This is a genomic window from Micropruina glycogenica, from assembly GCF_900289045.1.
GTDB classification, from domain to species: Bacteria; Actinomycetota; Actinomycetes; order Propionibacteriales; family Propionibacteriaceae; genus Micropruina; species Micropruina glycogenica.
The window spans coordinates 3,715,170-3,741,487 of sequence record NZ_LT985188.1 but is presented as its reverse complement, the minus strand read 5'-3'; the positions used below and the strand labels follow the sequence as shown (position 1 = coordinate 3,741,487).

General features: G+C 68.2%; 23 protein-coding genes, 2 tRNA genes and 1 pseudogene. 12 read left to right on the top strand and 14 right to left on the bottom strand.

Going from position 1 to position 26,318, the window contains the following annotated elements; all coding sequences use genetic code 11:
* Positions 1-50: 50 nt before the first annotated feature.
* From MPLG2_RS17640 to MPLG2_RS18710, 7 genes are all read right to left on the bottom strand, one after another.
* Complete coding sequence (locus MPLG2_RS17640; RefSeq protein ID WP_105187277.1) at positions 51-1,727, bottom strand: periplasmic substrate-binding domain-containing protein; 1,677 nt, start codon at positions 1,725-1,727, stop codon at positions 51-53.
* Between the two features lie 10 nt (positions 1,728-1,737).
* Entirely contained in the window at positions 1,738-1,956 is a 219-nt protein-coding gene (locus MPLG2_RS17635) for a hypothetical protein (protein WP_105187276.1), read from the bottom strand.
* A gap of 103 nt (positions 1,957-2,059) precedes the next feature.
* Positions 2,060-2,353, bottom strand: coding sequence for a WXG100 family type VII secretion target (locus tag MPLG2_RS17630; RefSeq protein ID WP_197710013.1), 294 nt, complete (start codon positions 2,351-2,353; stop codon positions 2,060-2,062).
* Between the two features lie 99 nt (positions 2,354-2,452).
* Positions 2,453-6,958, bottom strand: coding sequence for an FtsK/SpoIIIE domain-containing protein (locus MPLG2_RS17625; protein WP_105187274.1), 4,506 nt, complete (start codon positions 6,956-6,958; stop codon positions 2,453-2,455).
* A 52-nt stretch (positions 6,959-7,010) separates the two neighbouring features.
* The gene (locus tag MPLG2_RS17620) at positions 7,011-8,393 is read right to left on the bottom strand and encodes an RDD family protein (protein ID WP_105187273.1); all 1,383 of its coding nucleotides are present in this window, start codon (positions 8,391-8,393) and stop codon (positions 7,011-7,013) included.
* Positions 8,390-9,559: an FHA domain-containing protein gene (locus tag MPLG2_RS17615; RefSeq protein ID WP_105187272.1), complete on the bottom strand. Its 1,170-nt coding sequence runs from the start codon at positions 9,557-9,559 to the stop codon at positions 8,390-8,392. Before MPLG2_RS17615 ends, MPLG2_RS17620 begins: the two co-directional genes overlap by 4 nt.
* Positions 9,556-9,738: a hypothetical protein gene (locus tag MPLG2_RS18710; protein WP_158681320.1), complete on the bottom strand. Its 183-nt coding sequence runs from the start codon at positions 9,736-9,738 to the stop codon at positions 9,556-9,558. Before MPLG2_RS18710 ends, MPLG2_RS17615 begins: the two co-directional genes overlap by 4 nt.
* 89 nt (positions 9,739-9,827) lie before the next feature.
* Here MPLG2_RS18710 and MPLG2_RS17610 point away from each other — a divergent pair, with 89 nt between their 5' ends.
* The 7 genes and pseudogenes from MPLG2_RS17610 (at position 9,828) to MPLG2_RS19920 (ending at position 17,915) form a co-directional block, all read left to right on the top strand.
* On the top strand, positions 9,828-12,014 hold the full coding sequence (locus MPLG2_RS17610) for an MMPL family transporter (RefSeq protein WP_231935715.1): 2,187 nt from the start codon (positions 9,828-9,830) through the stop codon (positions 12,012-12,014).
* Positions 12,015-12,054: 40 nt separating this feature from the next.
* A complete protein-coding gene (locus tag MPLG2_RS17605) occupies positions 12,055-13,263 on the top strand; it encodes a sensor histidine kinase (protein WP_197710012.1) in 1,209 nt (402 codons plus the stop codon).
* A complete protein-coding gene (locus MPLG2_RS17600) occupies positions 13,260-13,880 on the top strand; it encodes a response regulator (RefSeq protein WP_048696207.1) in 621 nt (206 codons plus the stop codon). The genes MPLG2_RS17605 and MPLG2_RS17600 overlap by 4 nt, the downstream gene beginning before the upstream one ends.
* A 74-nt stretch (positions 13,881-13,954) precedes the next feature.
* On the top strand, positions 13,955-14,365 hold the full coding sequence (locus tag MPLG2_RS17595; RefSeq protein ID WP_231935714.1) for a DUF2871 domain-containing protein: 411 nt from the start codon (positions 13,955-13,957) through the stop codon (positions 14,363-14,365).
* Positions 14,366-14,367: 2 nt separating this feature from the next.
* Positions 14,368-16,034 (top strand): annotated as a pseudogene (locus tag MPLG2_RS17590) (DHA2 family efflux MFS transporter permease subunit).
* Positions 16,031-16,510 (top strand): DUF3817 domain-containing protein, encoded by a 480-nt coding sequence (locus MPLG2_RS17585; protein WP_197710011.1) that lies wholly within the window; start codon positions 16,031-16,033, stop codon positions 16,508-16,510. The pseudogene MPLG2_RS17590 and the gene MPLG2_RS17585 overlap by 4 nt, the downstream one beginning before the upstream one ends.
* A 190-nt stretch (positions 16,511-16,700) precedes the next feature.
* Positions 16,701-17,915, top strand: coding sequence for a DUF6112 family protein (locus MPLG2_RS19920; protein ID WP_425543131.1), 1,215 nt, complete (start codon positions 16,701-16,703; stop codon positions 17,913-17,915).
* A gap of 36 nt (positions 17,916-17,951) precedes the next feature.
* Here MPLG2_RS19920 and MPLG2_RS17570 read toward each other — a convergent pair.
* The 4 genes from MPLG2_RS17570 to MPLG2_RS17555 form a co-directional block, all read right to left on the bottom strand.
* Positions 17,952-18,027: transfer RNA gene (locus MPLG2_RS17570), tRNA-Ala, on the bottom strand.
* Between the two features lie 268 nt (positions 18,028-18,295).
* Positions 18,296-19,036 (bottom strand): hypothetical protein, encoded by a 741-nt coding sequence (locus MPLG2_RS17565; RefSeq protein ID WP_158681319.1) that lies wholly within the window; start codon positions 19,034-19,036, stop codon positions 18,296-18,298.
* A gap of 60 nt (positions 19,037-19,096) precedes the next feature.
* Complete coding sequence (locus tag MPLG2_RS17560) at positions 19,097-19,711, bottom strand: GNAT family N-acetyltransferase (RefSeq protein WP_105187268.1); 615 nt, start codon at positions 19,709-19,711, stop codon at positions 19,097-19,099.
* Positions 19,708-21,000: a molybdopterin molybdotransferase MoeA gene (locus MPLG2_RS17555; RefSeq protein ID WP_158681318.1), complete on the bottom strand. Its 1,293-nt coding sequence runs from the start codon at positions 20,998-21,000 to the stop codon at positions 19,708-19,710. Before MPLG2_RS17555 ends, MPLG2_RS17560 begins: the two co-directional genes overlap by 4 nt.
* Before the next feature lie 18 nt (positions 21,001-21,018).
* Here MPLG2_RS17555 and MPLG2_RS17550 point away from each other — a divergent pair, with 18 nt between their 5' ends.
* From MPLG2_RS17550 to mscL, 4 genes are all read left to right on the top strand, one after another.
* Positions 21,019-21,660, top strand: a complete 642-nt coding sequence (locus MPLG2_RS17550) for a 5-formyltetrahydrofolate cyclo-ligase (protein ID WP_105187266.1) — start codon at positions 21,019-21,021, stop codon at positions 21,658-21,660.
* A gap of 79 nt (positions 21,661-21,739) precedes the next feature.
* On the top strand, positions 21,740-22,093 hold the full coding sequence (locus tag MPLG2_RS17545) for an FmdB family zinc ribbon protein (protein WP_105187265.1): 354 nt from the start codon (positions 21,740-21,742) through the stop codon (positions 22,091-22,093).
* A 219-nt stretch (positions 22,094-22,312) separates the two neighbouring features.
* Positions 22,313-22,924 (top strand): SAF domain-containing protein, encoded by a 612-nt coding sequence (locus MPLG2_RS17540; protein ID WP_105187264.1) that lies wholly within the window; start codon positions 22,313-22,315, stop codon positions 22,922-22,924.
* Positions 22,925-23,164: 240 nt separating this feature from the next.
* Complete coding sequence (mscL, locus tag MPLG2_RS17535; protein WP_105187748.1) at positions 23,165-23,536, top strand: large conductance mechanosensitive channel protein MscL; 372 nt, start codon at positions 23,165-23,167, stop codon at positions 23,534-23,536.
* 155 nt (positions 23,537-23,691) lie between these two features.
* On the opposite strand, the gene MPLG2_RS17530 is transcribed toward mscL, so the two are convergent.
* Positions 23,692-24,036: a hypothetical protein gene (locus MPLG2_RS17530; RefSeq protein ID WP_105187263.1), complete on the bottom strand. Its 345-nt coding sequence runs from the start codon at positions 24,034-24,036 to the stop codon at positions 23,692-23,694.
* On the bottom strand, positions 24,033-25,406 hold the full coding sequence (locus tag MPLG2_RS17525) for a UTP--glucose-1-phosphate uridylyltransferase (protein WP_105187262.1): 1,374 nt from the start codon (positions 25,404-25,406) through the stop codon (positions 24,033-24,035). Before MPLG2_RS17525 ends, MPLG2_RS17530 begins: the two co-directional genes overlap by 4 nt.
* 350 nt (positions 25,407-25,756) lie before the next feature.
* Between MPLG2_RS17525 and MPLG2_RS17520 the strand changes: the two genes are divergently transcribed.
* Positions 25,757-25,832 (top strand) — tRNA-Arg (locus MPLG2_RS17520).
* Between the two features lie 105 nt (positions 25,833-25,937).
* Here the strand turns inward: MPLG2_RS17520 and trxA are convergent.
* Positions 25,938-26,312, bottom strand: a complete 375-nt coding sequence (gene trxA, locus MPLG2_RS17515) for a thioredoxin (RefSeq protein WP_105187261.1) — start codon at positions 26,310-26,312, stop codon at positions 25,938-25,940.
* Positions 26,313-26,318 lie beyond the last annotated feature (6 nt).

Genomic DNA, 26,318 nt, shown 5'->3' with positions numbered 1-26,318 from the left:
CACCGTTGGTCCCTCGCTCTTCACGACGCCGACACTAGACCACGAGGGAGTCATTGAACGGCCTCCCATTGGGCCACCGAATAGGTCAGGGACGCCTCCGCGCCGTTGCGCGGCGCCACCCCCGACACCCGACGATCGATCACGGTCAGCCGGGGATTGACCGCCAGCGGCAGCGCCACGGCGTCCTTGACGATCGTCGCCTCGACCTTGGCGAGCACGACCCGCGACTCATACACGTCGACGGTTTCGGCCAGTTGTGCGATCAGGGCGTCGCGGCCCTTGTTGGGCACCTGCACGACCCTTCGACTGCCCGTGCTGCCCCACTGTGCGGCCAACTGGTCGGGTGTCTGCGGAATCGGCACCCGGGTGACGACCGCGTTCCACCCCTTGCCCTTGACGGCCTTGGCGAAGTCGTTGCTGCCGCAGTCGGCGACCGCCCAGCCGGCCTCTTTGGTGGTCTGTTTCAACGCCGCGAAAGCGCCTTTGGCGAACGCGCTCTTTCGGTCGAACACCACGCACACGCGTGCACCGTCGGCCACTCCGGCGCGGCGCCGCTCCACGGCCGGGTCATCGCTCTTGGCGCCCAGAGTGGCGCTGAACCCCGAATCCTGGCTGACGATGTCGTAGGCCTTGGTGCCAGGGGCTGCGGTCATGGCCGTGGTCGCCCGGTACGCGCCGGCCCACTGCCCGCCCCCGCCCTCGATCAGGTCGGCGGCGGAGGTGCTGCGAATGAAGGCCGCGCGGGCCCGCCGGGCATCGAACACGCCCGAGGGCCGAAGCAGCACCGCCCACACGGTTCCGTCGTGGGTGGTCTCGACGTTGAAGTCTCGGCGCTCGAGGTCACGTATCGTCGCGCGATTCGACGTGCGCGGAGCCACTTGGGCGACGTTGAGCCGATCGCCGAGCTCAGCCAACGGTTGCGGGCCGCGAGGCATCAGTTCGATGTGCGCCACCTTGGGTGTCAGCGCGCCGCGATAGGCGGGGTTGGGCACCAGGCTGACCGTCTGCCCCTGCTCGTTCTGCTGCAGCCGCTCGACCGTGTAGGGCCCGCTCGACAGGCCGAGATCGTCGGCGCCGCTGTCTGGTGACACGGCGAACGACTCGCGCCACACCGTGGCGAGGCGGGCCAGGGCTGCGAAGTCGTCGTGCTGAATGGCGGTGATCACCGCCTGCTTGGCCACCATCGGGTCGTCGGTACCGAAGGCGTGCCGACCCACCACGTGGGCGGCCACCGGCACGCGCACCGCAGTCTGCCACTGCGCCTTCGGTTGCGGGTCGGTCACCTGAATCGCGCGGGCGAACTCGTCGAGCACGGGCACCACGGCAGCTTCGGCGCCCTGCTTACGGTCGAGAAAGCCGGTGGCGCCCGCCCACCCGAGTAACAGGTCGGCGGCGTCGAGGGGCACGCCGTCGGACCACGCCGGCTCGGTCAGGTCGTAGCGAACGGTGAAGGGTTTCTGGCTGACGATCGTGACGGCGCCGAAGCTCTCGTCGGCGACGAACTCGCCGTCGACCACGTCACCGAAGTCAGACCTGATCATCTCGGCGATGTCGCGATTGCCGGCGGTGGGCGAAGACGCGGCGTTGGTCGAGGTCAGTGAACCGGACCAGCCGACGGTGATCACAGTGCCCGCCACGACAGTCTCGGGCACCTTGCTGGTGCACGCGGTGAGACTCGTCACCACTGCCAGGGCAACGGTGACGGCGCCGAGGCACGCGGCTCTCATCGGTGCGCTTTCACAAGTCGGTGCTGGCGTCCTCTTCGGCCGCGGCCCGGTACGGCTCGAACGCTTCGCTGTCGAGCCAGGCTTGCGCGTACGTGACCAGGGTCGCGGGCGAATCCTCCGCCTCTTCGATGGTCGCGAAGGGGCCGATGGTGTCGTCCGAGGGACGCTCGGCGGCCTGCTGCACCGATTGGGTCGTCAAGTTGTACCAGTAGTAACTCGTGGGACTCATGGTGCGTCACTTCTCCGGTGCGAGGCTGGGAACACTGCGACAAGGTTGCGGAGTGCGGTCACCGGCGAACAACGCCGGCGATCCGCATACCGAAAGGTGCGCCTCAGGCGCCACCGGCCATGTTGGCGTCTTCTTCTTGAATCTTCTGGGCCATCTTGTCCAACGCGTCCGCCATCTCTTCCACTGCCACGGAGGCGTCTTTGAGTGACGTCGTGAGGTCTTTGTAGGCGTCGGCATAAGCACCCGAGGCATGCTCGGTCTTGAAGCCCTCTTGAACCAGTTCGTCGATGATGCCCTGAAGTTCGTCAAGGGTGTCGTCGACGGAGCTCTTGCCGTCGCGCAGCTTGGTAGCAGCGCCTTCCATCTCGCTGTATGTCGCGCCAAAGTCAGATGCCATGAAAACTGCCTCCGTAAGGGGTCTGAGTGTGGGCCGCTCGGCCTTTTCCGAAGGCTACCCAATCAGGGGGCCACCGACGCAGCCGCTGCGCGTCGTCCCTCAGCCGTCGGACGGCACCAACGGCACCTGCATGGTGATGGCCCGCCCGGCCTGCACGAACATGCCGCGGCCCACGGGAAAGTCGGAGCGCTTGACGCGCCCGAAGGAGGTCTTGAAGATCGAGTCGCCGTCGTAGGTGTCGGGCTTCAGCACGATGCCCTGCCGTCCGACCTTCCATTCGCCCAGCACGCCGATGCTGCCGGTGGCGCGGCTCACCTCGGCTTCGCCGATCAGCATGTGTTCGCTGTTGTTCATCGCCTGCAGTAGGGCGCGCATCGCACGATCCGCCGGCCCGTCGGCCAGGTGCGGAATGTCTTCGATGACGATCACGATGCGGCCGTCACTGTGCTCGGCCGTCACCAGTTCGAGCAGGTCGGTGGACAGCTCTTTCTCGTCATCGGGACGAACCGCGCTGCGAATCCAGGGCCGGAAGTCCTTCAGCTCTGAGCGGCGGGTGCCGAAGTGGTACAGCCGAATCGTCGGATCGAAACGCTCCATCGCCACCACCAGGGCACGCAGCGTGTTGGTGCGACCCGAGGCCGGCGGACCGGCCACGACGAACGAGCCGATGGGCTCGAACCCTCTCGGCGCCAGGGTGTCGTCGGCCACGCCGAACACCGGCAGCCCCCCCACCTGCGCGGGTAGGTCGGCCACCGGCACCACGGTCGGCAGGGCCCCGATCTCGGGCAGGTCGCGCACGCCTTCGGCACGCAGCCGGTCGCCGAGCGTACGCAACGCCTTGGTCTGCTCGACCACGTTCATGGTGCCGCCCAGCACCGCGATCTGCGCCTCGTGGCCGTCGACGATGGCGCGCCCGGGCGCCGAATGCTCGTCGAGCACGTCACGGGGCACCGAGAGCAGCATGTACTGGCTGTCGTCACCCATGCGCAGCACGACGCGTCGCGAAATGTTGGCGGCCACGGCGCTCGGCACGGCGTTGCCCCGGTCGGCGGTGATCACCGTGTGCACGCCCAACGTGCGCCCCTCGCCCAGGATGCGCATGAAGACGCGGTAGAAGGCGCCCCTGCCCTGGGTGATCTCCCACTCCTTCTTGAAGTCGGGGTAGTTGTCGATCAGCAGCAGAATGCGCGGCATCTTCGGGTCGGCCAACTCGCGGTACTCCTGCACCGACGACGCGCTGGCGGCCGAGAAGGCGGCCGATCGGCGGTCCATTTCGGCGTCGAGGGTGCGCAGCAGGCGTTGAATCCGCTCCGGATCGTTGCTGTCGACCACCGAACCGACGTGCGGCAACGCCGTCAGTGCACCGAGGGCGCCGCTGGCGAAGTCGAGGCAGTACACCTGCACCGGGCCGTGGTCGGGCCGCATGCCGGCGGCGGTGGCGATCGTCTTCAGCAGGGTCGACTTGCCCGAGCCCGACGTGCCGTAAACGACCAGTGACCCGTCCCGGTCGGGCACGAAGACGGCTGCCTGCTGCACCTGCTGCTCGGGCACGTCGACCCGAGCCATCGGAATGCGGGTGTCGCCCTCGTTGGGCAGGTCGTTGAGGTCGACCACGCTCGCCAGGTCGTCGAGCCACGGGCGTCGCGGCAGTTGCAGGCCCGCGACCTCGAAGGCCCGGGTCAGGTTCGCGACGATGCGGCTCTGGTCGTTGGGGCCCAGATCGTCTTCTTCGGCGTCGGAGTCGGCCGGACGATCCGGCTCCCAGTCGGCACTTCTGCCGAACCGCAGCTCCGCCACCCGCACCTCGGCGACCGCGCTCTCGTCTTGCGCCGTCCAGCCGCCGGCGTAGGCGGACTGGAAGGGCACCAGCCGTCCCGGCCCGGTTTTGGCGATCGCACGGCCGGGAATCGCGGCAGAGAACGTGGCGGCGACGGGGTCGTCGACCACGTCGCGCGAGTCGGCTTCGTCGGCCATGCGAAGGGCGATGCGCAGGTTGGTGTTCGCCCGCAGGTTGTCTTTGATCACGCCGGCCGGACGCTGCGTGGCCATGATCAGGTGAATGCCGAGTGACCGGCCGCGCTGAGCGATGTCGACCACGCCGTCGACGAACTCGGGCATCTCAGAGGCCAAAGCGGCGAACTCGTCGATCACCAGCACCAGGGCGGGCGGGCATTCGGCGTCTTGCCGCTTCTCGAGTTCAAGCAGGTCTTTGGCCTTCTTGCGGTTGAGCAGGTGCTCGCGGTGACGAAGCTCGGCCCGCAGGCTGGTCAGCGCACGACGCACCAGATGCGGGCTCAGGTCGGTGACCAGGCCGACGCAGTGCGGCAGCCCGACGCAGTCGGCGAAGGCCGATCCGCCCTTGTAGTCGACGAACAGAAAGGTCACGCGGTCGGGGCTGTGGGCCGCCGCCATGCCCAGCACCCAGGCCTGCAGAAACTCCGACTTGCCGGCGCCGGTGGTGCCGCCGACCAGCGCGTGCGGCCCCTGGGTGCGCAGGTCCAGCGCCATGGCGTCGCTGGCGCCCTGGCCGATGATCGCCCGCAGCGTTCCGGCCTTCTTCAAACGCGGACGTGGGGTGGCCGACCGGTCGATGATGGTGTTGTTCTGCCGCCACCGCTCGATCACCACCTGCGGGTCGTCGGCGATACCCGGGTCGACCAACTGCAGAAACATCACGGCGCTGGGAATGTCTGAGGCGTCGTGCACCACGGTGCTGGCGTCGACCACGGGTGCCAGCCGGCGCGCCAACATCATCATGTAGTCCTGCGAAACCCCCTCGACGGCGATGTGCTGAAACTCTTGGCCGGTTCGCACCAGGCCGATCGTGGCGTCGTCCAACCCGCGGCTGACGTCGATGTAGCTGCGGCAGACCGCCGGCAGCGACTCGACGGTCGGCGACACCACGAGGGCGTGAATGCCGTGGTCGGCACCGCGTTCGAGAACGTCGGTGAGCCGTCCACGATCGACCGGGGCGTCGCTGGTCAACAACACGATCACCGACAACTCAGGGGTGAGCTTGTGATCACCGGCGGCGCGGGCGACGTCGGTGCCGTACAGCAGCGGGTGCCAGTCCTCTTTGAACGGCCCGCGCGGCTCACCTTCTTGGTGGCCGGCCTCGGCGCGCAGCACGTACTCCTCCAGGGCGTTGAGCAGGGCGGCGCTGGTGGGTGCCGAGTCGGCCAGGGCGATGTCGTGAAAGGGGCTCCTGTCACTCGAGGTGTGCGGCAGCCATTTGAGCCATTCCAGTTGGGGCACCCAGGCCGAATCGGAGAATGCGACGACCACCACGTCGTTGGGTGCGTGCATTCCGAACAACTGCACGGCGAGGCCCCGCATGGCGTCGGCGACCGGGGCGGGCGGGCCGGCGATGCCGACCGACCCCGCATCGGCCAGCGTCTCGAAGATCGGCACGTCGTCGACCATTGCGTAGCGTTCTTGCAGCCGCTCGACCCGCTCGATGTATTCGGGCAGTCCTTCGGGTGATTCGGCGTCGCCGATCGCGTTGCGGGCGGGCAGCCGGGTTCGGCCCAGACGCAGCCCCAGAAAGTTCCAGTGCTCAGGACGCCGGGTCCACAGCATCGGGCCGAGGCGCATGGCGTGTTCGAACACCTCCGCCACCGGCGGGGCTTCGGAGTTACGGGCACGTTCCTCTTCGGGCTTGCCCCGAAACAGGTCCTCCTCCAACTGTTCGTACTGCCGTTCGAAGAGCATGAACTCGTGATTCGTGCTGCGCTTCGACTGCACCGACTGGTTGATCATGTTGCCGAAGGCCATCATCGGGGTCATCACGATCATCAGCAGCGAGCGCGGGTTGCCGTTGAGGGCGTAGAGGGCGACCCCCATCAGGATCGGCGCGACCAGAATCGGCCACGGAAACACCTTGCCGATCTTCTCGGTGGGCAACCGTGGCGGCTTGAACTGCGTGCCCGGGTAACGCAGCTCAACCCGCGGGCTGCGGTTGAACAGCAGTCCCCCGCCGCGTTCGATCACCGGATCGTCGTCGGCCGACCCGTCGAACGAGCTGGCCAGCCGCAACACCAGGGTCGTGCCGCCCACGACGAACGGTTCGCCCTCGTCGATGCGCACCCGCTGCACCGCGACACCGTCGACCTGAACGCCGTTGGCCGAGTTCAGGTCGACGACCTCGATGGTGTTGCCGACCTCGAGCCGGGCGTGCCGCTTCGACACCAGAGGATCGTCGAGCACAACGTCGTTGCTGGCGTCGCGGCCGACCGAGACGTGACCGGACGGAATCGGAAACTCCCGCCCAGACAAGGCGCCGGCGACCACGCGCAGCACGCCCACCACTCCGCGACGACCCGTCGGGGAGTAGTTGGGCCCGTAGTTCACGATGGACGCCGCGAAGCCGGACCCGATCGGCGCCTCACCGATGGGCACGTCCGGTTCCAACGCCACCAGCCGCTCGGCGGTCGGTGGAGCCACGGCGAGGGTGAGCACGTCCCCCTCGGCGACCACTGAGGTGCGTGTCGGGTCAGACAGGGCGATGTGTCGCGCTACGTCACCGGCGGTGGCTGTGGAGTCGGCGGTGATCACCACGTCCACCGGTTCGCCGGACCGCCGGTGCAGGGTCAGTTTCAGCCGCATGAGTCTTCGTGGCTCCTGATTCGTTCATCGGTCGTGGTGCCGACATGCTGTCTCACGCCGGGATCACCACAGCCGTTCGGTCGCCCAGGCGTACCGTGTCGCCCAGCACAACGCGCACCGGAACGCCTGGGGTCACCCCGTACTCGACGCCGTCGCGCACCAGCCCCGACCCGTTGGTCGAGTGGCAGTCGGTGATCTCGAGTCCACCGGCGACCGGGCGCACCAGAAGATGAGTCTTCGACAACGAGCGACTGTCATCGGCCACGGGCACGGCCCGGGCGCCCGGGTGGCCCTGGGGGTCGGGGTTGCGGCCGAGCACGACCGGAGTGGCGAGGCTGATGAGCTCGCCGGTGTCGAGTCGCAGGGCGCAGCCGGTCGGCGGTGGCAGCGGAGGATGCGGCGGAATTCGTTGCGGCTGGGCGGCTGCGACGGGCCCGGTCGCGACGACATGCTGGGTCGCGGCGGTGGCCGGCTGGGTCGCGGCGGGCGGCGGTGCGGAAGCCTCGGGTGTGCTCGGCGGCTGCGCGGCCGTCCCCGGCGCCGGTGTCGCCAACGGTCCCGGGGGCACGTAGCCCTCGACCACCGGCTTGGGCTCGCTCGGGCCGGCCTGTGTCGGGGGCAACTCCGGGGGCTCGACGATGGTGTGTTCCCGAGAGGGGCGGGCGACGCCCAGCACCCCGGCACTGATTCGGCTGCCCGGCCGGTACGTGGGTTGGGTGCCCGGGTTGAGCGGGGTGGCCAGCGACGGTAGAGCGGAGCGTTGCGGCGCAGGTTCGGCCTTCACCATCTTGCGAGCCACCCGCATGCGCTTCTCGTCGTAGGGCTGCAGCCCCAAGCGAACGTCGACGAGCCAGACCCCGGTGGCCTTGTCATGCCAACCCTGCCGGCGCCGATCGTCGAAGAGCGGTGAGGCCAGAAAACCCGCCTGACCGACCAGCGGCACCAACCCCGCGGCACCCACGATCAGCAGGCGGAGCAGAATGGCACCCAACCCCGGCTTGGCCAGCGTGCGCGCGTTGACCGTTCTGATGCCCGTGGCCGCCTTTCCGATGGTGAAGCCGCGCACCGAATGCAGCACGAGTTGCACCACCCCGAGCACGAGGCTGAGGGCGACGGTCAGGCTCGCCATCACCACGCTGAACACGAAGCTCGGGTGGTTCATGAAGCCGTACTGCGAGATCTCGCCGGCGGCCAGCTTGAACACCAGGGGCATCGCGCCGAGCCACAACGGCAGTTGCAGCAACAGCCACAGGCAGTAGTCGATCACCAGGGCGAGGGCTCGCCTACCCAGCGGTGCGTTCAGCAGGCCCAACGCCTCGGCGTAGGCGGGGTCGGGTCGTCCAGCCGCGTCCAGCCCCTCGACGGTGACCTGCTTGTCTTCGACCTCCCAGATCGTCGGTTGGGCGGAGCGCTGCCCCGACTCACCGGTGCTCACCGGCGACGCCTCCGGCCGGGGTGGCGGGCCAGCCCCTCGAAGACCAGCGTGACACCGTCGCCCAGGTCGACCACGTCTCCGTCACCGACCGGCGTCGGTTCCCCCGGTTGCAGCCGCACCGGCTCGGCACCGCCGCGCAGCAGAGTCGACCCGTTGGTGGTCTGCAGGTCGGTGATCAACACCGCATCACCCTCGGCCCGGATCTGCAGGTGACTACGAGAAATGTCTTTATTGGGGCTCTCGACGACGATGAGGTGGGGCCGGTCGGCGGCACCGTCGCGGGTCGAACTGGGGCGGCGTCCGATGATCACCGGACGATCGAGGGACACGACCTGACCGGTGGAGAGCCGAACACGGCCGATCGATGTGGACGACTGGTTGATCGGGGTGGGTGGAACCGACGGGTCGGGGGTTGGCTGGTCACGACGAAGGTCGTGAATCGAGACCGTGCGGCCGTCATGATCGCCGCGTACTGCAGGCGGCGCCAGCTGATCGGCCGGGGGCAGCTGTAGCGCGCCGGGCCGGGGCGAGTACACGGTGTCGGCCAGGTTCGGCGGGGCGGTCAGCGACGGTGCCGGTTGGGCCGGGTCGGCGGCTGCCTGCAGCTGCGGCGGCGCGGCGTCATTCGTAGGCGCAGGCTCGGCGGGCGCGTCGTCGACTACCGCCGGATCGGTCACAGCGCCCTGATCGTCGGCGTTCGACTGGTCATCAGTGGCCGGCGGTAGCGATCCGGCGGCTACCCAACGCAGCGCACCGGCGAACACCACCCCGGCGTCCACCGGCAGCCAGTAGCTGGGTGACTTGCCGGAATCGAACCGCGCCTCGAGCGACGCGGAGCCGGTGATGACGCGTTCGGTCCAGGTGCTCACTCCAGCGGCGCTGATGGTCTCTTCACCCTTGTCGGCGACACGCGCCACCACGCGCACCGGGCCGCGCAGGGCGACTCGGGTGCCCTCCACTCCGGGCAGCAGCACTGCGAACGAACCGACCCCCGCAACAGAGCCGCCGCTGAGCAGATCGATGAGTTGCGGCAACTCAGGCTGCCCCTGGCCGAGCAGACTCCACAGCGGCGCGGTGATTCGATCAGCAGAGACACGGGGCACGGCGACCACTCCGGTGGCAGCGACGAACATCAGCCAGTCCCCAGGCTGATAACTGATGCTCATGCTCGTTCCCACACTCCGTCGGCGACGCGCGGCCTGGTGCGCTCGACCTCGTCGCGATCGCTTATCACGGTGCTGCCGGCCACCTGCACCGCATCGACGACAATGGTGATGTTATCGCGCACCCCGTCCGCCACCCCGACGGCCTGCGTCACGCCTCGGCGGCCCGCTGCGGGGTTCACCTCCCCTCTCGCAGGACGTCGGTGATTTGTTCGACGCTTGACTCGGCGGTCAGGCCATCCCGAGTCCACGGCGACACCGAGTGAGTCACGTGAAGGCCGTATCAATCTTTTGGTTGATCTTTGTTTCAGCCTCTTCCGCGATGTTCAGGATCGCCGCCCCTGGTGGAGTTGATGGCATGTCAGGTTCTCTCGTTCGTTCGCGCTTCCCTGATTGGTTGACCTCGCGTGGTGGCGCGTGGATCGCTCTCGGTGTCGCTGTGCTCGTGATGGTGGTGTTGTTCGGTATTTTCGGCGGCGCGCAGGCACCGGCGCGCACCGGGCAGGCTCCGGTGGGTTCGGAGTCGATGCAGGTGAGCGAGCTGATGGAGCAGTTCCCCAACGCGGATCGCCAGTCGGTGCTCGTGGTGGCCTCCCGCGAGGAGGGAGCGGAGCTTTCCGACGCGGATGTTGAAGCCCTCACGGGTCTGCTTCCGGTGCTCGACGCGCAGGCGGCAGGCGAGTCGTCGGGGCCGATGGTGAGCGCGGATGGGCGGGCTGCGGTGCTCGTTGTTCCGATCGCCGTCGGTGCGGACAATACCGAGACTGCGGAGGTCATCAAGGAACTCCGGGGCGAGGTCAGCGCGAACGCACCGGGTGGGCTGGTGCTGCACGTCACGGGTGGCCCGGCGTTCGGCGCGGATGTCGCGGCGGCGTTCGAGGGCGCGGACTTCACGCTGCTGTTGGTGACGATCCTGATCGTGGCGGTCCTGTTGATCGTCACCTACCGTTCGCCGGTGCTGTGGCTGATCCCGCTGATCGTGGTCGCCTTGGCCGACGGGCTCGCCGGACGGGTCACCGCGGCGGCGGGGTCGTTCTGGAATCTGGAGTTCGATGCGGGCATCGTGAGCGTGCTCGTGTTCGGTGCAGGCACGAACTACGCCCTGCTGCTGATCTCCCGGTATCGGGAAGAGCTGCAGCGCACCGAGGATGATCGGGCGGCATTGAGCGTGGCCTGGCGGAAGACGGTGCCTGCGATCCTCGCCTCGAACGTCACAGTGGTGCTCGCGCTGCTCACCCTACTGTTCGCAACAATCCCGATGACGCGCGGTCTCGGCGTTCCGGCCGCGCTCGGGTTGCTGATCGCGCTGGCCGCGGTGCTGTTCGTGCTGCCGCCGTTCCTCGCGGTGTGCGGACGCCGAGTTTTCTGGCCTTTCATCCCGCGACCTGGACAAGAAGCCAATCAGGGGCGGGCCTGGCGCGCGGTCGCCACCCATGTGTCGGAGCGTCCCGTGGTGAGCCTGCTGGCGGGGTTCGCGCTGCTCGCGGTCATGACGACCGGACTGTTTGGCACTTCGGTCGGCTTGGACCAGTTGGAGAAGTTCCGGGTGCAGTCGGAGTCCGCGACGGGTTTGGAGACGTTGTCGGCGCATTTCCCGCCGGGTGAGGCGCAGCCGATCTGGATCATCACTGACAGCGAGGCTGCGGGCGAGGTCGCAGCAGCCGCAAGCGAGGTCGAGGGTGTCGTGCGCGCCCATCCCGCCGGCACCACAGATGACGGCTCGTTGACGAAGGTGATGGTGACCAGCGAGTACTCGCCCGGCACGGAGCAGAGCCTGGCCCAGATCACCTCTCTGCGCGAGGCTGTGCACCCGGTCGAGGGAGCGGATGCATTGGTGGGCGGCGCGGTCGCCACTGAACTGGATGCGCGGGCTGGCAACGAGCACGACCTGCTGCTGATCGCGCCGCTGGTGCTCGCGGTGAGCTTCCTCGTGCTGCTGTTCCTGCTGCGCTCGCTGGTCGCGCCGGTGCTGTTGCTCTTGGTGAACCTCGCCAGCGCGGTCGCTGCGATCGGGGCGGGGGCATGGCTGAGCCGGGTGCTGTTCGGCCAACAGGCCCTTGACCTCCAGGTGCCCATCCTTGCGTTCCTGTTCCTGGTCGCCCTCGGCATCGACTACACGATCTTCCTGGTCCATCGGGCGCGCACGGAGGCCACGCGGTCGGGGACGCGTGCGGGCATGGTCGAGGCAGTCGCGCACACCGGCAGCGTCATCACGAGCGCCGGCATCGTGCTCGCCGCCGTGTTCGCCGCGCTCGGCGTGCTGCCGCTGGTCACCCTCGGACAGCTCGGCCTCATCGTCGGCATTGGCGTGCTGGTGGACACACTCGTGGTGCGCACCGTGATCGTGCCCGCGATCTTCAGCCTTACCGGGGATCGCATCTGGTGGCCAGGACAGCTGCATGCCCGTCAGGGAGAATTGACTCATGAGTCTCGTACACCTTCCATTGACGTCCACTGACCCGCCCGGCCCGGCCGTCGCGGGGACGACGGTGGGGGCGATGGAGATCGGTCAGCACCTCATGGCGGTCGTGCTGACCGTCATCGGGGTCATCCGCGCTATCGGCGACGGGGTGGGGATGCCCGCGGCGATCATCTCAGGTGTCGCGATCCTCGCGTGGCACACTGCGGGCACGATCCTGCCGTCGAAGACCCGGTCACGCAGCCTGGCGGTGTGGTGGCTGCTCGGGTTCGCCGCGATCTGGATCGCCGCGGTCGCGGTCTCCGCCGAGTTCGTCTGGCTCGCGTTCCTGCTCTGGCTCCTCGTCGGGCACCTCCTGCCGCTGAAGTGGGGGCTGCTGTTCTCGGGTTTCGTGCTCACGGTCGTGATCGTCGCCCCGATCCTGCACCACGGCACCACCAACTACGCCAACATCTTCGGGCCCCTCATCGGCGGCATCTTCGCCTTCGGCATCTCACGCGGCTACCTGCAACTGCTCCGTGAAGCAGCCGAGAGGGAACGTCTCGTCGCCTCGCTTACCCGAGTCCAGGCCGAGACCGCCGAGTTGCAGGACGAACTCGCGCTCGCCCAACGCCACTCGGGTGCCATCGCCGAACGCACGCGCATCTCCCGCGATATTCACGACACCATCGCCCAAGCGCTCTCCTCAATCCGACTCCTCGCCCACGCCGGAGCCGGCCGCACTGAAGACCCGGACGCAGCGCGCACCCTCGAACAGGTCGAGACCCTCGCAGGCGACAGCCTCGCCGACGTGCGCCGCATCGTCGCCGCGCTCGCCCCTGTGGAACTCGAAGACGACGCCCTCGCCTCCGCACTGCAACGGATGCTCGACCGCGCCCACGACGAGGCCGGACTCGCGGTCGAGCTGCATGTGGACGACTCGATGCCGATCCTGCCGACCGAAGTTGAGGTCGCACTCCTGCGCACCGCACAGTCGGCCCTCGCGAACGTGCGCCTCCACGCCAGAGCATCCCGTGTCGTCATGAGCCTCGTCGACGCCGACGACACCGTGCGGCTCGACATCATCGACGACGGCATAGGCTTCGACCAGCCCGCCTGGGAACAGGACGCCGACGCCGGATCGAGCTACGGCCTGCGTTTCATGCGAGCCCGCCTCCGCGAACTCGGCGGCGGCCTCGACATCGAGAGCACGCCTGGTGAGGGCACCGCCCTCTCCATCCACCTCCCGATCCGTCCGGGCCCAGTTTCGGTCACCGTTGCCGACCCCACCACAGAGGAGATGCCATGACCACCACCGTGCTCCTGGTCGATGACCACCCGGTCGTGCGCAGCGGGCTCCGTGCCGTACTCGATGCGGCGGAGACTCTGCAGGTCGTCGGCGAGGCCGCTACCGGCGAGGAGGCGCTCGCCCTGGCCGCACATCTGCGCCCCGATGTGGTGCTCTGCGACTTGCGCCTCGGCAACGGCATCGACGGCATCCAGACCACGGCCGCGCTCCGCGCCCTCGACCCCGCCCCTGCGGTGCTCATCCTGACCACCTTCGATCGCGACGCCGAAATCCTCGGGGCAATCGAAGCAGGCGCAGCGGGTTACCTCCTCAAAGAAGTCGACCCCGACGTCATCATCGACGGCATCCAGCGTGCCGCAGCCGGCGACACGGTACTCGCCCCCGATCTCGCCTCCCGGGTGCTCAAGGGCATGCGCAGCCCACTCCCACGTCTCACCGACCGAGAGATCGACGTGCTCCGTCTGCTCGCAACCGGATCGGCGAACAAGGAGATCGCCCGTGCCCTCTTCGTCACCGAGGCCACCGTCAAGAGCCACCTCGTCCACATCTTTACCAAGCTCGGTGTTGACAGCCGCTCCCGCGCGATCCATGTCGCGCAGGAGACCGGCCTGATCTGACCGCGACCAGAAATCCGCCCATCGAAAGGAATCCCTGACCCATGAAGAGACTGCTCAACGCCTCGTTCATCTACATGCTCGCCGGTGTCGCCTCCGGCCTGTTCTACCGCGAGTTCACCAAGCTCAACGACTTCCCCGAGGGCCAGTTCACCCAGCTCGGCCTCGCCCATACGCACCTGCTGACCCTCGGGTTCATCGTGTTGCTGATCGTGCTCGCCCTCGAAAAGGTCTTCACGATCTCCCGCAGCCCGAAGCTGTTCGCCTGGTTCTTCTGGCTCTACAACGCCGGAGTGATCCTCACCTCCGCGATGCTCATCTGGCACGGCACCCTCACCGTCCTCGGTCAGGAATCGAACGCGATGATCGCGGGGATCGCAGGACTGGGGCACATCGCGATCACGGCAGGCATGATCGTCTTCTTCGTCGCGCTGCGCCGCGCCGTTACCGGCCGCACGCCGGTGCCCGCCGAAGCCGCGGCGGCCTGACCATGACTGCAGCACCGACCACCCAGGAGAGCGTGCCGACCCGGCGGGAATGGCTCGGCCTTGCCGTCCTCTCCATCGGGCTCGGCCTCATCGTGCTCGACGGCACGATCGTCGGTGTCGCGCTGCCCGCCATCATCGGCGACCTGCATCTCGACCTCACCGACGCGCAATGGGTGAACAGCCTCTACGCCGTGCTGCTCGCCGCCTTGCTTCTCTCTACTGGAAACCTCGCGGACCGGTGGGGGCGCAAGCGGCTCTTCCTCGCAGGCCTCATCGTGTTCGTCGCCGGCAGTCTGCTCGCCGCCGCCGCGTCCACCGCGGGGGTGCTGATCGGGGCGCGTGCGGTGCAGGCAGTCGGGGCGGCGTTCATCATGCCCTCCACCCTCTCCACCGTGAACGCCGTGTTTCGAGGCAAATACCGTGCCGCGGCGTTCGGGGTATGGGGCGCCGTGATCTCCGGCGCTGCCGCCGTCGGCCCACTCGCCGGCGGTGCGCTCACCCAGTGGGCCTCGTGGCACTGGATCTTCCTGGTGAACCTCCCACTTGGCGTCCTCGTGTTCATCGCCGCGCTCTTCACCGTGCCCGAGACGCGCGGCGAGAAGAAGCGTCCCGGTATCGATGTCGACGGCGCGCTGCTCAGCGCCATCGGATTCGGGGCGCTCGTGTTCGCCGTCGTCGAAGGCCCCGACCTTGGCTGGTGGACCCCGAAGAGCGACCTCACCGTCTTCGGATGGGTATGGCCGAAAGATGCAGCGATCTCCGCCGTGCCCGTCGCGTTCGCCGTTGCCGCGATCGCGCTGGTCCTGTTCGTGATCTGGGAACGACACCGCGAGAAGGTGCAGCGCGCCGCGCTCCTCGACCTCGCCCTGTTCTCGTTCTCCACGTTCTCGTGGGGGAACCTCACCGCCGCGATGGTCGCCGTCGGTCGTTCGCGATCATCTTCGTCCTCCCGCTCTACCTCATCAACGCCCTTGGTCTCGACGTCATGGGCGCCGGCCTCGTGCTCGCCGCGATGGCCGTCGGCGCGTTCCTCTCCGGTGCCGCGGCCCGGCATCTCGCCGCGAGGTTCGGCGCGCCCGGAACCGTACTCATCGGGCTGGGCCTCGAAGTCGCAGGCGTCCTCATCCTCGCACTGCTCCTCGGGCCTGCGACCCCGGGCTGGCTCATCGCGATCCCTCTGGTCGTCTACGGTCTCGGCCTCGGTCTCGCCTCCGCACAGCTCACCGGTACCGTCCTTCGGGACATCCCCGTCGAAGTCTCCGGACAGGGATCGGCCACCCAGAGCACCGTCCGGCAGATCGGCTCCGCCCTCGGAACCGCATTCGCTGGAGCGACGCTCTCGATCTCCCTCGCGCTCACTCTCCCCACCGCCCTCGGCGACGCGGGACTCACCGGCGCGGAGGCGGACTCGCTTGCCGACGCCACCCGCCAGTCCGCGGGCACCACGATCATGCAGCTGCGAGAACAGGGAAGCAGTAGCAGTCTCGGCGATCAGACCGCGACGGCTGTCGACGCGCTCACGAGCGGATTCGCCGATGCGACCCGCTGGGCGCTCCTGATCGCGACCGTGTTCCTCGCGCTCGGATTCATCGGTGCCCTTCGCCTGCGCCGTGCATCGGTTGCGACTCCCATCAACCCGTCAGCACAGCAAGAGGCTCATCCTTCATGACCACGACGAACAAACCCCAGACCATCAGCCCGCGCATGCTCTTCCGGAGCTTCGCCATCGCCGAGATGTTCACCTGGGCCGGTCTCATCACGGCGCTCGTTCTCCGCGCGTTCGAGGTCACCGACCTCGTCCCGATCGCCGGAGGCATCCACGGATTCGTCTTCCTGTGCTACTCCGCGACCACGATCTTCGTATGCGTGAACCAGAAATGGCCTCTCCGACTCGGACTCACCGGGCTGCTGCTCGCGATCATCCCTTTCGCCACGGTGCCGTTCGAGATCGTCGCCGATCGCAAAGGGCTGCTGACCGGCGATTGGCGGCTCGCGCCCGGCGGTGAGGCACCGCACGGGTTCATCGAGCATGTCCAGGCCTGGGTACTACGACATGTACTCCTGTCGATCATCGTGCTGATCCTGCTCGTGACGACGCTCTTCATCACCCTGCTCTGGCTGGGGCCACCCGTGCCCCGTGACTAAAAGCAGCCGACAAAGCGCCGACTTGGTAGCCCCGTAAAGCGTGCTACTGGCGGGAGTTATCAGCAACCCGTAGGACAGCTTCGCTGGCTGTGGTTTCCGCTGGCCTGCGGAACGTTTGGCGGGTGCACCTGTGGCGTGTACCCCGTCTGCGAGTTCGTGGGCGGGTCGCCCGTCGCCAAGGAGACCTACCGTGTTCGATCTGCTCGCCAACGTCATGTCCGCGCCGCTGCTGGTGCCGACGGACATCAACATCGACCCCAACACCAACGGCCTGCCGGGGATCAACCAGCTGCGCACCATCGTCGGCGCTGTGATGACCATCGGCCTGATCCTGTCCGTGCTCGCGTTGATCGTGTCTGCAATCGTGTGGGGCTTCGGTGCGAACTCGTCCAACCCGCACCTCGCCTCGCGCGGGAAGATCGGCGTCCTCGTCTCCTGTGGCGCTGCGGTGATCTGCGGCGCGTCGGTGACGCTCATCAACTTCTTTGGAACGTCGGCCAGTCCGTCTGACCCGACTGTCGTCGTCGAGAGTGCTGGTGTTCGTGATGGGCGTGTGCGACGTTCCCGTGTTCTCCTCGGTCTGCAATGCCGTCGGCGAAGGAGCCGCCTCTCTGGTCGCCGCCCCGTTCGACTGGCTCGCCCAGGCGATGGGTGCCGCCGCCGGGTGGCTGTTCGAGGCGGTCTGGTCGGTCTTCGACACCACGACCCTGGTGGATGTCACCAAGCCCGGCTACATCGCCGTCTACAACCTGCTGTTCGGCATCGCGGTCTTCGTGATGCTGATCTTCTTCTGCCTCCAACTCATCACCGGCCTGATCCGACGCGACCCCACCGCCCTCACCCGCGCCGCGCTCGGCCTGGCGAAGCCCGTCCTCGGGTCGTTCGTGGTCATCACTCTCACGGCGCTGTTGCTGGAAGTCGTCGATCAGCTGTGCATCGGGATCGTGCAAGCCGCAGGAGAGACCACCGAGTCGATGGGCGACAAGATCGCCTCCTCGCCGCAGGGCTGGTCGGCATCAACATCGCCGCCCCCGGCGTCGGAGCGATCATCACGATCTTCATGGCCGGCCTCGCGATCACCGCCGCCGCCATCGTGTGGCTGTCTCTCCTCGTCAGGAAAGCGCTGCTGCTGGTCGCGGTGGTGTTCGCGCCGCTCGCCTTCTCGGGTGCCTCGTGGGATGCCTCGCGCGGGTGGATCGGGAAGTGGGCGATGTTCGTTGTCGCGCTGATCTGCTCAAAGCTCGTGCTCGTCGTGATGTTCCTCGTCGCGATCACTCAGGTCTCGGCACCGATGGACGCCGACCTCGCCTCGGTCAGTGATCCCATCGCGTTTGAATGCTGCGGGGCACACCGGGGGCACGCGTGCGGGCATGTCGGGCGATGTGAGGGGCTCGAAGAGCGATGAATCGGCCTGATTACCCTTGTCAGAGCCTTGGCCGGGTGGTGGAGCTAAGGGGATTCGAACCCCTGACCTTCTCATTGCGAACGAGACGCGCTACCAACTGCGCCATAGCCCCAGGTTGCTCAACGAGCACAACGACTCTACCAAACAACCGCGTGCGCTTCACCTTGGCCTAGCCAGGGTCCAATCGATGCCGCCATGGATGTCTGCTGCCGCCTTCGTGCACTGCTGCCGCGTCGTCGCCCGGCAGTAGTTACCGAACCTGGCGGCTGAGACCGATGCCGGCATCGATTGCCTCCACGCCTCGGGTCACCAGCACCACTTGAGCGACCCCGCCCCCCACGGTTCGGCCGGCTCTCGACAAGCTCGACCAGCGGCCGGCCTCACTCGCCGACCGCGCGCCGTCCCTCGTCTTCGTCGGCCTCTGGACGCTCCACCGGCAGCGGGTCTGCCGTCACCGGCACGTCACTGGCCGGTGCGATCGGCGCCGACAGATCGATGGTGCGCACGGTGCGCGGCGCGAGCGGCTTCGAGACGTACGTGGGTGCGGTGATCGGAATCGGGTCCCAGAGCGATCCCGGCTGCGACACCGGCGCGGTCAGTTCGATCGACGCCTCGGACGCATCGTCGTCTTGGCTGAGCACCGCGATCGCCACCGTCTGCTCGTCGCCGCACTCACGAATGCGACCGGCCCGCGCGTCGAGATCACGCCGCATGGCGCGCACGCTGAACCGAGCGACCACCAGAAACAGCAGCAGCAATCCGGCCGGAATGATCGGCGCCCACCACAGCACATGTCCGGTCGCAACCGGCACGCTCACGCCCAGGAGCGCCACGGCCAGCACCAGCAGCACCCGGCGCCGCCGGGCGGCCGCCTGCCGCTCGATCTGACCCAGTTCGTAGAGGGCCGCGCGCCGGGTCAGCGGCGTCGACACGATCGCCGTGCCCTCGTCGGCGGTTGCCAGCGACGTGCCCCGGCGCACGATGGTGACCGAGGCAGAGAACGGAGCGGCCGGGTCGATCTCGTCGGTCGACGGATCGGCCTGGCGCTTGAGGAAGTACGGCACCAGATACACCAGCCAGGCGGCGGCGATCACGCCGAAGATCACTCCCGTCAAACCCACACCCCGACGCTACGGGGGCCGAGCGCAGACCTGGCGGAGCCGCCGCGGAGTGTCGGCTGATCAGGCCGAATGCTCCAACCGAGCGAGCAGTCCGGGCCCCACTTCGTCGGCGTGCAGGGCGAACATCTCGTGGTCGCGCCAGTCGCCGTCCACGTGCATGTAGCGCGCCCGGCTGCCCTCGTGGCGAAAACCGAGCTTCTCGACCACGCGCAGGCTGCGGACGTTCTCGGGCCGGATCGCCACCTCCATGCGGTGCAGGTGCAGGGTGAAGAAGCAGTGGTCGACGGCCAGCGCCAACGCGGTCGGAATGATGCCCCGGCCGGCCCAGCGCTGATCGACCCAATAGCCCGCTTGCGCCCAACTGGCCGAGCCGTGGGTGATGCCCGAAATCGTCAACTGTCCGGCCAGCACCCACGCCTGGCCGTCCGGTCGGTAGTCGACGGCGAACGGCAGCATCTGGCCCAACCGGGCCCGGCGATTGAACTGGCGCACCATGCCGGCGAACGTGAGCGGCGGCTCGATCGAGTCGGGCGGACGGGTCGAGTCCCAGGGGGCGGTCCACGCGGCGTTGCGTTGCCGAATCTCGTTCCAGGCCCGTCGATCCTGCAACCGCCACGGCCGCAGCGTGACCGGGCCGTGGCTCAGTTCGACCGGCCACTGCTGCTGGGTGGTCATGGGGCCTGTGGCGTCAGCACCCAGACCTCCACATCGGCGTTTGCGGGCACCAGGTGGGTGCCGGGGGGCAGCACGATGAGCGCGTCGGCGCGGGCCACGTCGTAGGCGAGCTCCGAGCCGGGCACCCCGGCGGGTTCGACGCCCCGCTCGGACACGATCGCCGGAATCAGTTCGGTGGCGGCCGCTTTGCCGTGCACTGCCACCCGAGCGGGCAGCGTGCGCGTGTGTGGACGGTCGTGCGGCTCGCCCTGCAGCCGACGCAGGGCCGGACGCACGAACGCGTGGTAGCCGACGAACGCCGAGGACGCACCCTCGGGCAACACGATCACTGGCGTGTGCTCGTCGCCGATCGTGCCGTACGCCTGGGTGCCGCCGGGGTTGATCGTCACCCGGTGCAGGTTCACCTCGCCGAGGTCGGCCAGCACTTGGGGCACGGCTCCGTCTAGGCCGCCGACGACCACCACCAGGTCGGCCCGGATCAGCTGTTCGTTGAGCGCCTCGGCAAGCGTCGCGGCGTCGTCGACGTAGGTTCCCGCGGCGAACACCCGCGCCCCGTCGGCCCTTGCCGCGGCCGCGATCAGGGTGGTGGTGGCGTCGTAACGGTGGGCGCGCGAAGCGAGCGGCAGGCCGGGCGGCACCAGGTTCGAGCCGACAGTGAGCACCACCACCCGGGGCGGTTGCCGCACGAGCACCTTGTCGTGGCCCACTTCGGCGAGCAGGCCGATGGCGCCCGCGTCGAGCACCCGGCCGGCTTCGAGCAGCAGGGTGCCGTCGGCGATATCAGAACCGGCGGTGCGCAGGTGCTGCCCCGTGGTCACGGCGGTGCGCACCTGGACCTCGTGCTCTCCGCCGTCGGTGGCCTCGACGGGCACCACGGCGTCGGCCCCCTCAGGAATCGGCGCACCGGCCGCCACCCGCACCGTGCTGTTGGGCAGCAGGGGCGCGCCACGGTACGCGGGGTCGTCCAGTGAGTCGAGCACCGGCAGTCGCACCGGCTCGTCGTCGGTGGCTTCGGCGACGTCCGCCGCGTGCACGGCGTAGCCGTCGACGGCGGCGCTGGTGAACGTGGGCAGGTCGAGGTCGGCCACGATGTCTTCGCAGAGCCGGCGGCCGAAAGCGTCGAGCACGCCGAGGCCGATCGGCGGCAACGGCTCGATGACTTCGAGCAGCGCGGTGCGGTACTCGTGCACGCCGATCGCCTCGGGTTCGGGTTGGGGCGTCTCGTCGGGCTGCACCTGTTGGGGTTCCGCCTCGGGCTGCGACTTCTTCTTGCGTCCGAATAGCGCCATGGCTCTTACCATAGGTCAATGCCCGAGGCTGATCCTGCGCACGCACCGATGCGGGGTGCGGACGGTGGCCGTTCCCGGGCTGATAAGGCAGCGCTGCGCGCGATCGTCCGTGAGGGGCGGCGACGCCCCGAGTCCGCCGAGGCGGTCGAGCGGCGCACCGCAAGGGCCGTGGCGGCGTCAGCCGGCCACCACACCGTCGCGGTGTACGCCTCGATCGGTGACGAGCCCGACACTTGGGGTTTGATCGACGCCCTGGACGCTGCCGGGTGCACGCTGCTGCTACCCGTGCTCGGACGCCGCCCCGACGGCACCCCGCGCCGCGAACCCGACTGGGCCCACTACGCCGGACGGCACCACCTGCGGCTCGGGTACGCCGGCGTTCCCGAGCCGTCCACCGAACCCCTGGGTGCGGACGGTCTGGGCGACGCGACGCTGATCTGGTGCGCCGCGCTCGCCGCGACGCCAGCCGGCGACCGGTTGGGCACAGGCGGCGGTTGGTACGACCGTGCGCTGCTGCACGCCCGGGCCGATGCGGTGGTGGGGGTGCTGTTGCGCGACAGTGAAGTGATGGACGCCCTGCCGGTCGAGTCGTTCGATCGGCCGGTCGGGCTGATCGTCACCGAGGCGCGCACGATCCGCACCCCGTATCTGGCGGAATAGCCGCCCGTGCGAGGCTGTTGTTCAAGCGGCCGCTAGACTGCGGCGGTCACCACCCGATGTTGCCTGCTGGAAGTTGTCGATGCCCACCTATCAGTACCGCTGCCTGGACTGCTCGAACGATCTCGAGGTCGTGCAGAAGTTCACCGACGACGCGCTGACCGTCTGCCCCACCTGCGAGGGCACACTGCGCAAGGTGTTCAGCCCCGTGGGCGTGGTGTTCAAGGGCTCCGGCTTCTACGCCACCGACAACCGCTCGAAGGGCGCGCAGAAGTCGATCACGTCGGGCGAGGGTGGCTCGCACAAGGAGCTCGGCGGCGCTCAGCCACACAAAGAGATCGCCGGCGGGGCAGCCGACACCGCCAAGGGTGGCGGCGACGCGAAGCCGGCCGCCAAGGCCCCGAAGAAGCCGGCGGCGGGAACCCCGGCCGCCTGAGCCGCTGCGTCACCGATCCCCCTCTTTCTGTCACCGATCCCTCTCTGCTGCGGCGTGCCGTCGGCTGTGGGATCCCACGTCGCTGCCTTTGTGACACGTAACTGCCTGCGCGCTGGCAGCTGCGTGTCACGAAGGCAGTCACATTGCGGCGGGCGCGGCGCTCACGGTGATGGCGAACGATTCTGAACACTTTCGCTGCTCCAGTCGTTCACTGAGGGTGTGAACAAACTCCTGGCTCCCCTGCGGCGGTTGCTGCGCAGCCATCGCCGGCTCGTCGCTGCGCTGCTGGCCGGCGCGGCGGTGTGGGCGGCCCTCACCGCGCTGCGGCCGGCCGAACCCGTCACCGTGCCCGTGCTGGTAGCGGCGCGTCCGCTCACCGGTGGCGTCGTGCTCGCCGCGGACGATGTCCAGGTGCGGCGATTGCCCGCCGGCCAGCTGCCGTCCGAGTACCTCGACGATCCGGCCCAGGCGGTGGGCCGTCCGGCCACCCTGAACACGCCCGCCGGCGCGGTGCTGCTGCCCGCCAGCGTGGTGAGTCGCGAATCGTTGGCCGCGCCCGGCATGGCCGTGCTGCCGGTCACGCTGGCGAGTACGGCGGCGGGTTTGATCGAGGTGGGCGACCGCATCGACCTGATCGCCACCAGCGACGACGCGGCCGCACCCGTGGCATCGGCCGCCCGGGTGGTGGCCGTGCTCGCCGCCGACACCCAGTCGGGGTTGGCCCCGGCGCGCGACGACGGGCCGGTGGTGCTCATCGAGCTACGGCCCGACGCCCTGGCGAAGGTCGCCGCCGCCGCTGCGCAGGGGCCGCTGGGCTTCGGTTTTCGTTGACCACGGGTGACGCGAGGCCGCCGCGTAGGCGGCGACCCAGAAACGCGGAACCCTGCCGTCTCGTAGCCTCGCATATGGGGCCTCGCTTGGCCGCATACCTGACCCTGTGGCGGGTCGCCGATGTGTCCAGCAGGGGGACGATTGTGATCGGTTTACCAAGCTTTACTACATTGAGCGCCCAGCGCAGCAAATCGTCGCCCGACCGGTGGGCACGCTGCACCTGAGAGGGACATGGGCATGATCAAGGGATTCAAAGACTTTCTGCTGCGGGGCAACCTGATCGACATCGCGGTCGCCTTCGTGATTGGCGGCGCGTTCGGTGCCGTCACCACCGCCTTCACCAAGGTGGTCGTCGAGATTCTGGCCAAGCTGGGCGGCGCCCCGAACTTCGACGAGTGGGCTCCGCTGGGCCTCACCTCGGTCGGGCCGTTCCTCACCGCCCTGGTGGCGTTCTTCATCATGGCCTTCGTGGTCTACTTCGGCATCGTCGTGCCCTACGAGCGGGTCAAGGCCATGACCGCGAAGACCGAGGCCGAGCCCGAGCCGGGTGCGCCCACCACCGAGGAACTGCTCACCGAGATTCGCGACCTGCTGAAGAACAACGCGGCCTGATCTGCTGCAGACAAGCAATCCCCGTCACCGTTCGGTGGCGGGGATTGCTGCTTTGGTGCGCCCGACGAACCCATTGGCGCAGGGGTCTCGACAAGCTCGACCAGCGAGTTTCAGCCGACCGGCGCGTACTGCTCGTCCGGGCAGCCTCTCCGAATTCAGCTGCCGTGATGCGGGGGCACCTCGGCCTGCAGCCGGCGCTCGTCGGCGGTCAGGGCGCGCGGCGCCGCCGGAGCGGTCGCCACCCCGAACAGGCCGAGGTCGCGCTGCACGCCCTGTAGCGCGGCCAAGAGCCGGGCACTGCCCACCCGCAGGCGAAGGTCGTCAGGCACCGGGTGCGGCCACACGCCGCCGCCGGCCACGACGGCCCGGGCGTGGCTACGCAGCGCCGCCGCGTCCCAGCCCTCGTCGGCGAGCACCGCGTGCAGATCGCCGCCGCCGTCGTCGTGCCGGCCACCGGTCAGGGCGCGGAACACCGCGGCGACGAGGTCGGCCTCGCTCACGCCGGGTCGTCCACCCCGGCCACGGCCGGCCGGCCCAGGTCGGCGTAGGTGACGGCACCCTCGGCCACCACCGGACGATCGAAGGTCCAGTCGCCCTTCACCACGAACGAGGTGGCCGCCTTGAGCGACGGCGCCACGGTGACCCGGGCCTCGAAGTCGTCGATCAGCTTGTAGAAGCGGCCGTCCAGATCGACCCGCGGCACGTCGGGCACGGTCTGATTGAGCCGGCTGTCGGCGCCCAGGTCGAACACGTCCGAGCGCAGCAGCAGCAGTTCGTTGGTGGTCTTCACCGGTTGGAACCGCGAGCGCGGCACGGCGATCGCCGTGGCGCCCTTGAACACCTCGATCGCGGCCCCCATCGCTGTTTCGAGCTGAATCACCTTCGGTGAGCTCGAATCGGCCGGGTCAACGGTCTTGACGTTGTAGATGAGAGGCAGCCCCAGCACGGCTCCGCGTTGTTGCAGCGCCGCCTTCAACTGCTCGAGGTCGATCCACAGGTTGTTGGTGTGAAAGTACGGGTGCCGGTGCTCGTCGGTGAAGAAGTCCATGTCGTCGGCCGGCGTCTGCGCGGTGTCGCGCAGAATCAACTGGCCGTCGGCGTTGCGAACGGCCAGGTGCCCGCCCTTGCGGTCGTTGATCGTGCGGGGGCAGATCTCGGCCGCGTAAGGCGCGCCGGTGCCGGCGAACCAGCCGGCCAGTTCGGCGTCGGGAGCCGCGCCAAGGTTGTCGCCGTTGCTGATGCTGGCGTACTTCATGCCCGCCGCGAGCAGCGCATCGAGCACCCCGGACCCCACCAGCGCGGTGTACACGTCACCGTGTCCGGGTGGGCACCACTCCAGGGTGGGGTCGGCCGGCCATTCGACCGGCTCAAATGTGTCTGCGGTGATCTTCGGTTCGGCGTTCTGCACGAAGTCGATCGGCAGCCCGTCCACCGCCAGATCGGGGTAGCGCTCGAGGTGGGCCAGCGTGTCGGCCCGGGTGCGGAACGAGTTCATGAACAGCAGCGGCAGGGGCGCGTCGTACTGGGCGCGGGCGGCCTTGATCTGTTGCACGATCAGGTCGAGAAAGGTCAGCCCTTCGCGCACCGGCAGCAGGGTCTTGGCCTGGTCGAGACCCATGGACGTGCCCAGGCCCCCGTTGAGCTTGATGATCACGGTGCGAGCGATGGCTGCACGGGCGGCGTCGGGATCGACGGCCGCGTCGCTGAGTTGAGGCGGGTCGGTGAGGGGGCTGATGGTGCTCTCGGGGATCATGCCCGTGACACCGGCCGCGGCCTCGGCGTAGTAGTGGGCGAAGACGTCGATGGCGGGTTCGTTGGCGCCGGCCGCGCGCATCTTGGCGACCGCTGCGGCGAGTCCATGTTCACTCATGATATTAGTCTAAACAACTAATGTTCGATCGGGAAAGTTCACTGTCCGCCCACTGGCCACGATGCCGTATGCAGACATGACGAGAGCGACGCCTATCGAAGGGCCAAAGCCGTCTACCCACCCCCAGGAGACATCAACGAGCTGGCGTCGCTCTCTGTATAAGAGCTTAGACGGTGCATCAGCAAAATGCACGTCTGATTGGTCACCTTTTTGAGGATCGAAGACTTTTCAACCATCGGGGATGGCTCCACGGCTTCGATCGTGGGCCCGTCGTCGTGCCCCCTGCGACACAACGGACGATGCGCGAGACCGCCCGCCCGACCCCTATGCTGGGCTTGCCCTGGCCGCCCGGCCCCATAGCTCAGGGGATAGAGCAGAGGTTTCCTAAACCTTGTGTCGCAAGTTCGAATCTTGCTGGGGCCGCCACAAAGAAGAAGGTCCCTGCCCGGGGGGATGGGGCAGGGACCTGTCTCATTATAGGCCGATTGTGTCGCAGTTGTCACCCGCGCGGGCGACAAGCCGTCACGTCTTTCAGGCTTCGGCACCCTCTTGCTGGGCGTTTGCTTGTTCCTTCAACTTCTCGATGTCGAGAGCCTTGACCGCCTTGACGAGCTCCTCGAACTGAGGGCCGCTCATCGCGCCGGCCTCACGGTAGACGAGGTACCCCCCACGGAAGGCCATCAGCGTGGGGATCGATTGAATGCCCAGGCCGCCGGCGAGAGCGCGCTGATCTTCAGTGTCGACTTTGCCGAACACAACATCGGGGTGCTTGTCGGAGGCATCGTCGAACACCGGCGCGAAGCGCTTGCAGGGGCCGCACCAGTCCGCCCAGAAATCGACGATCACGGTGTCGTTGTCTTCGATCGCCTGAGCGAAGGTCTCTTGGTCAAAAGCTTGGGTAGCCATGGGTTC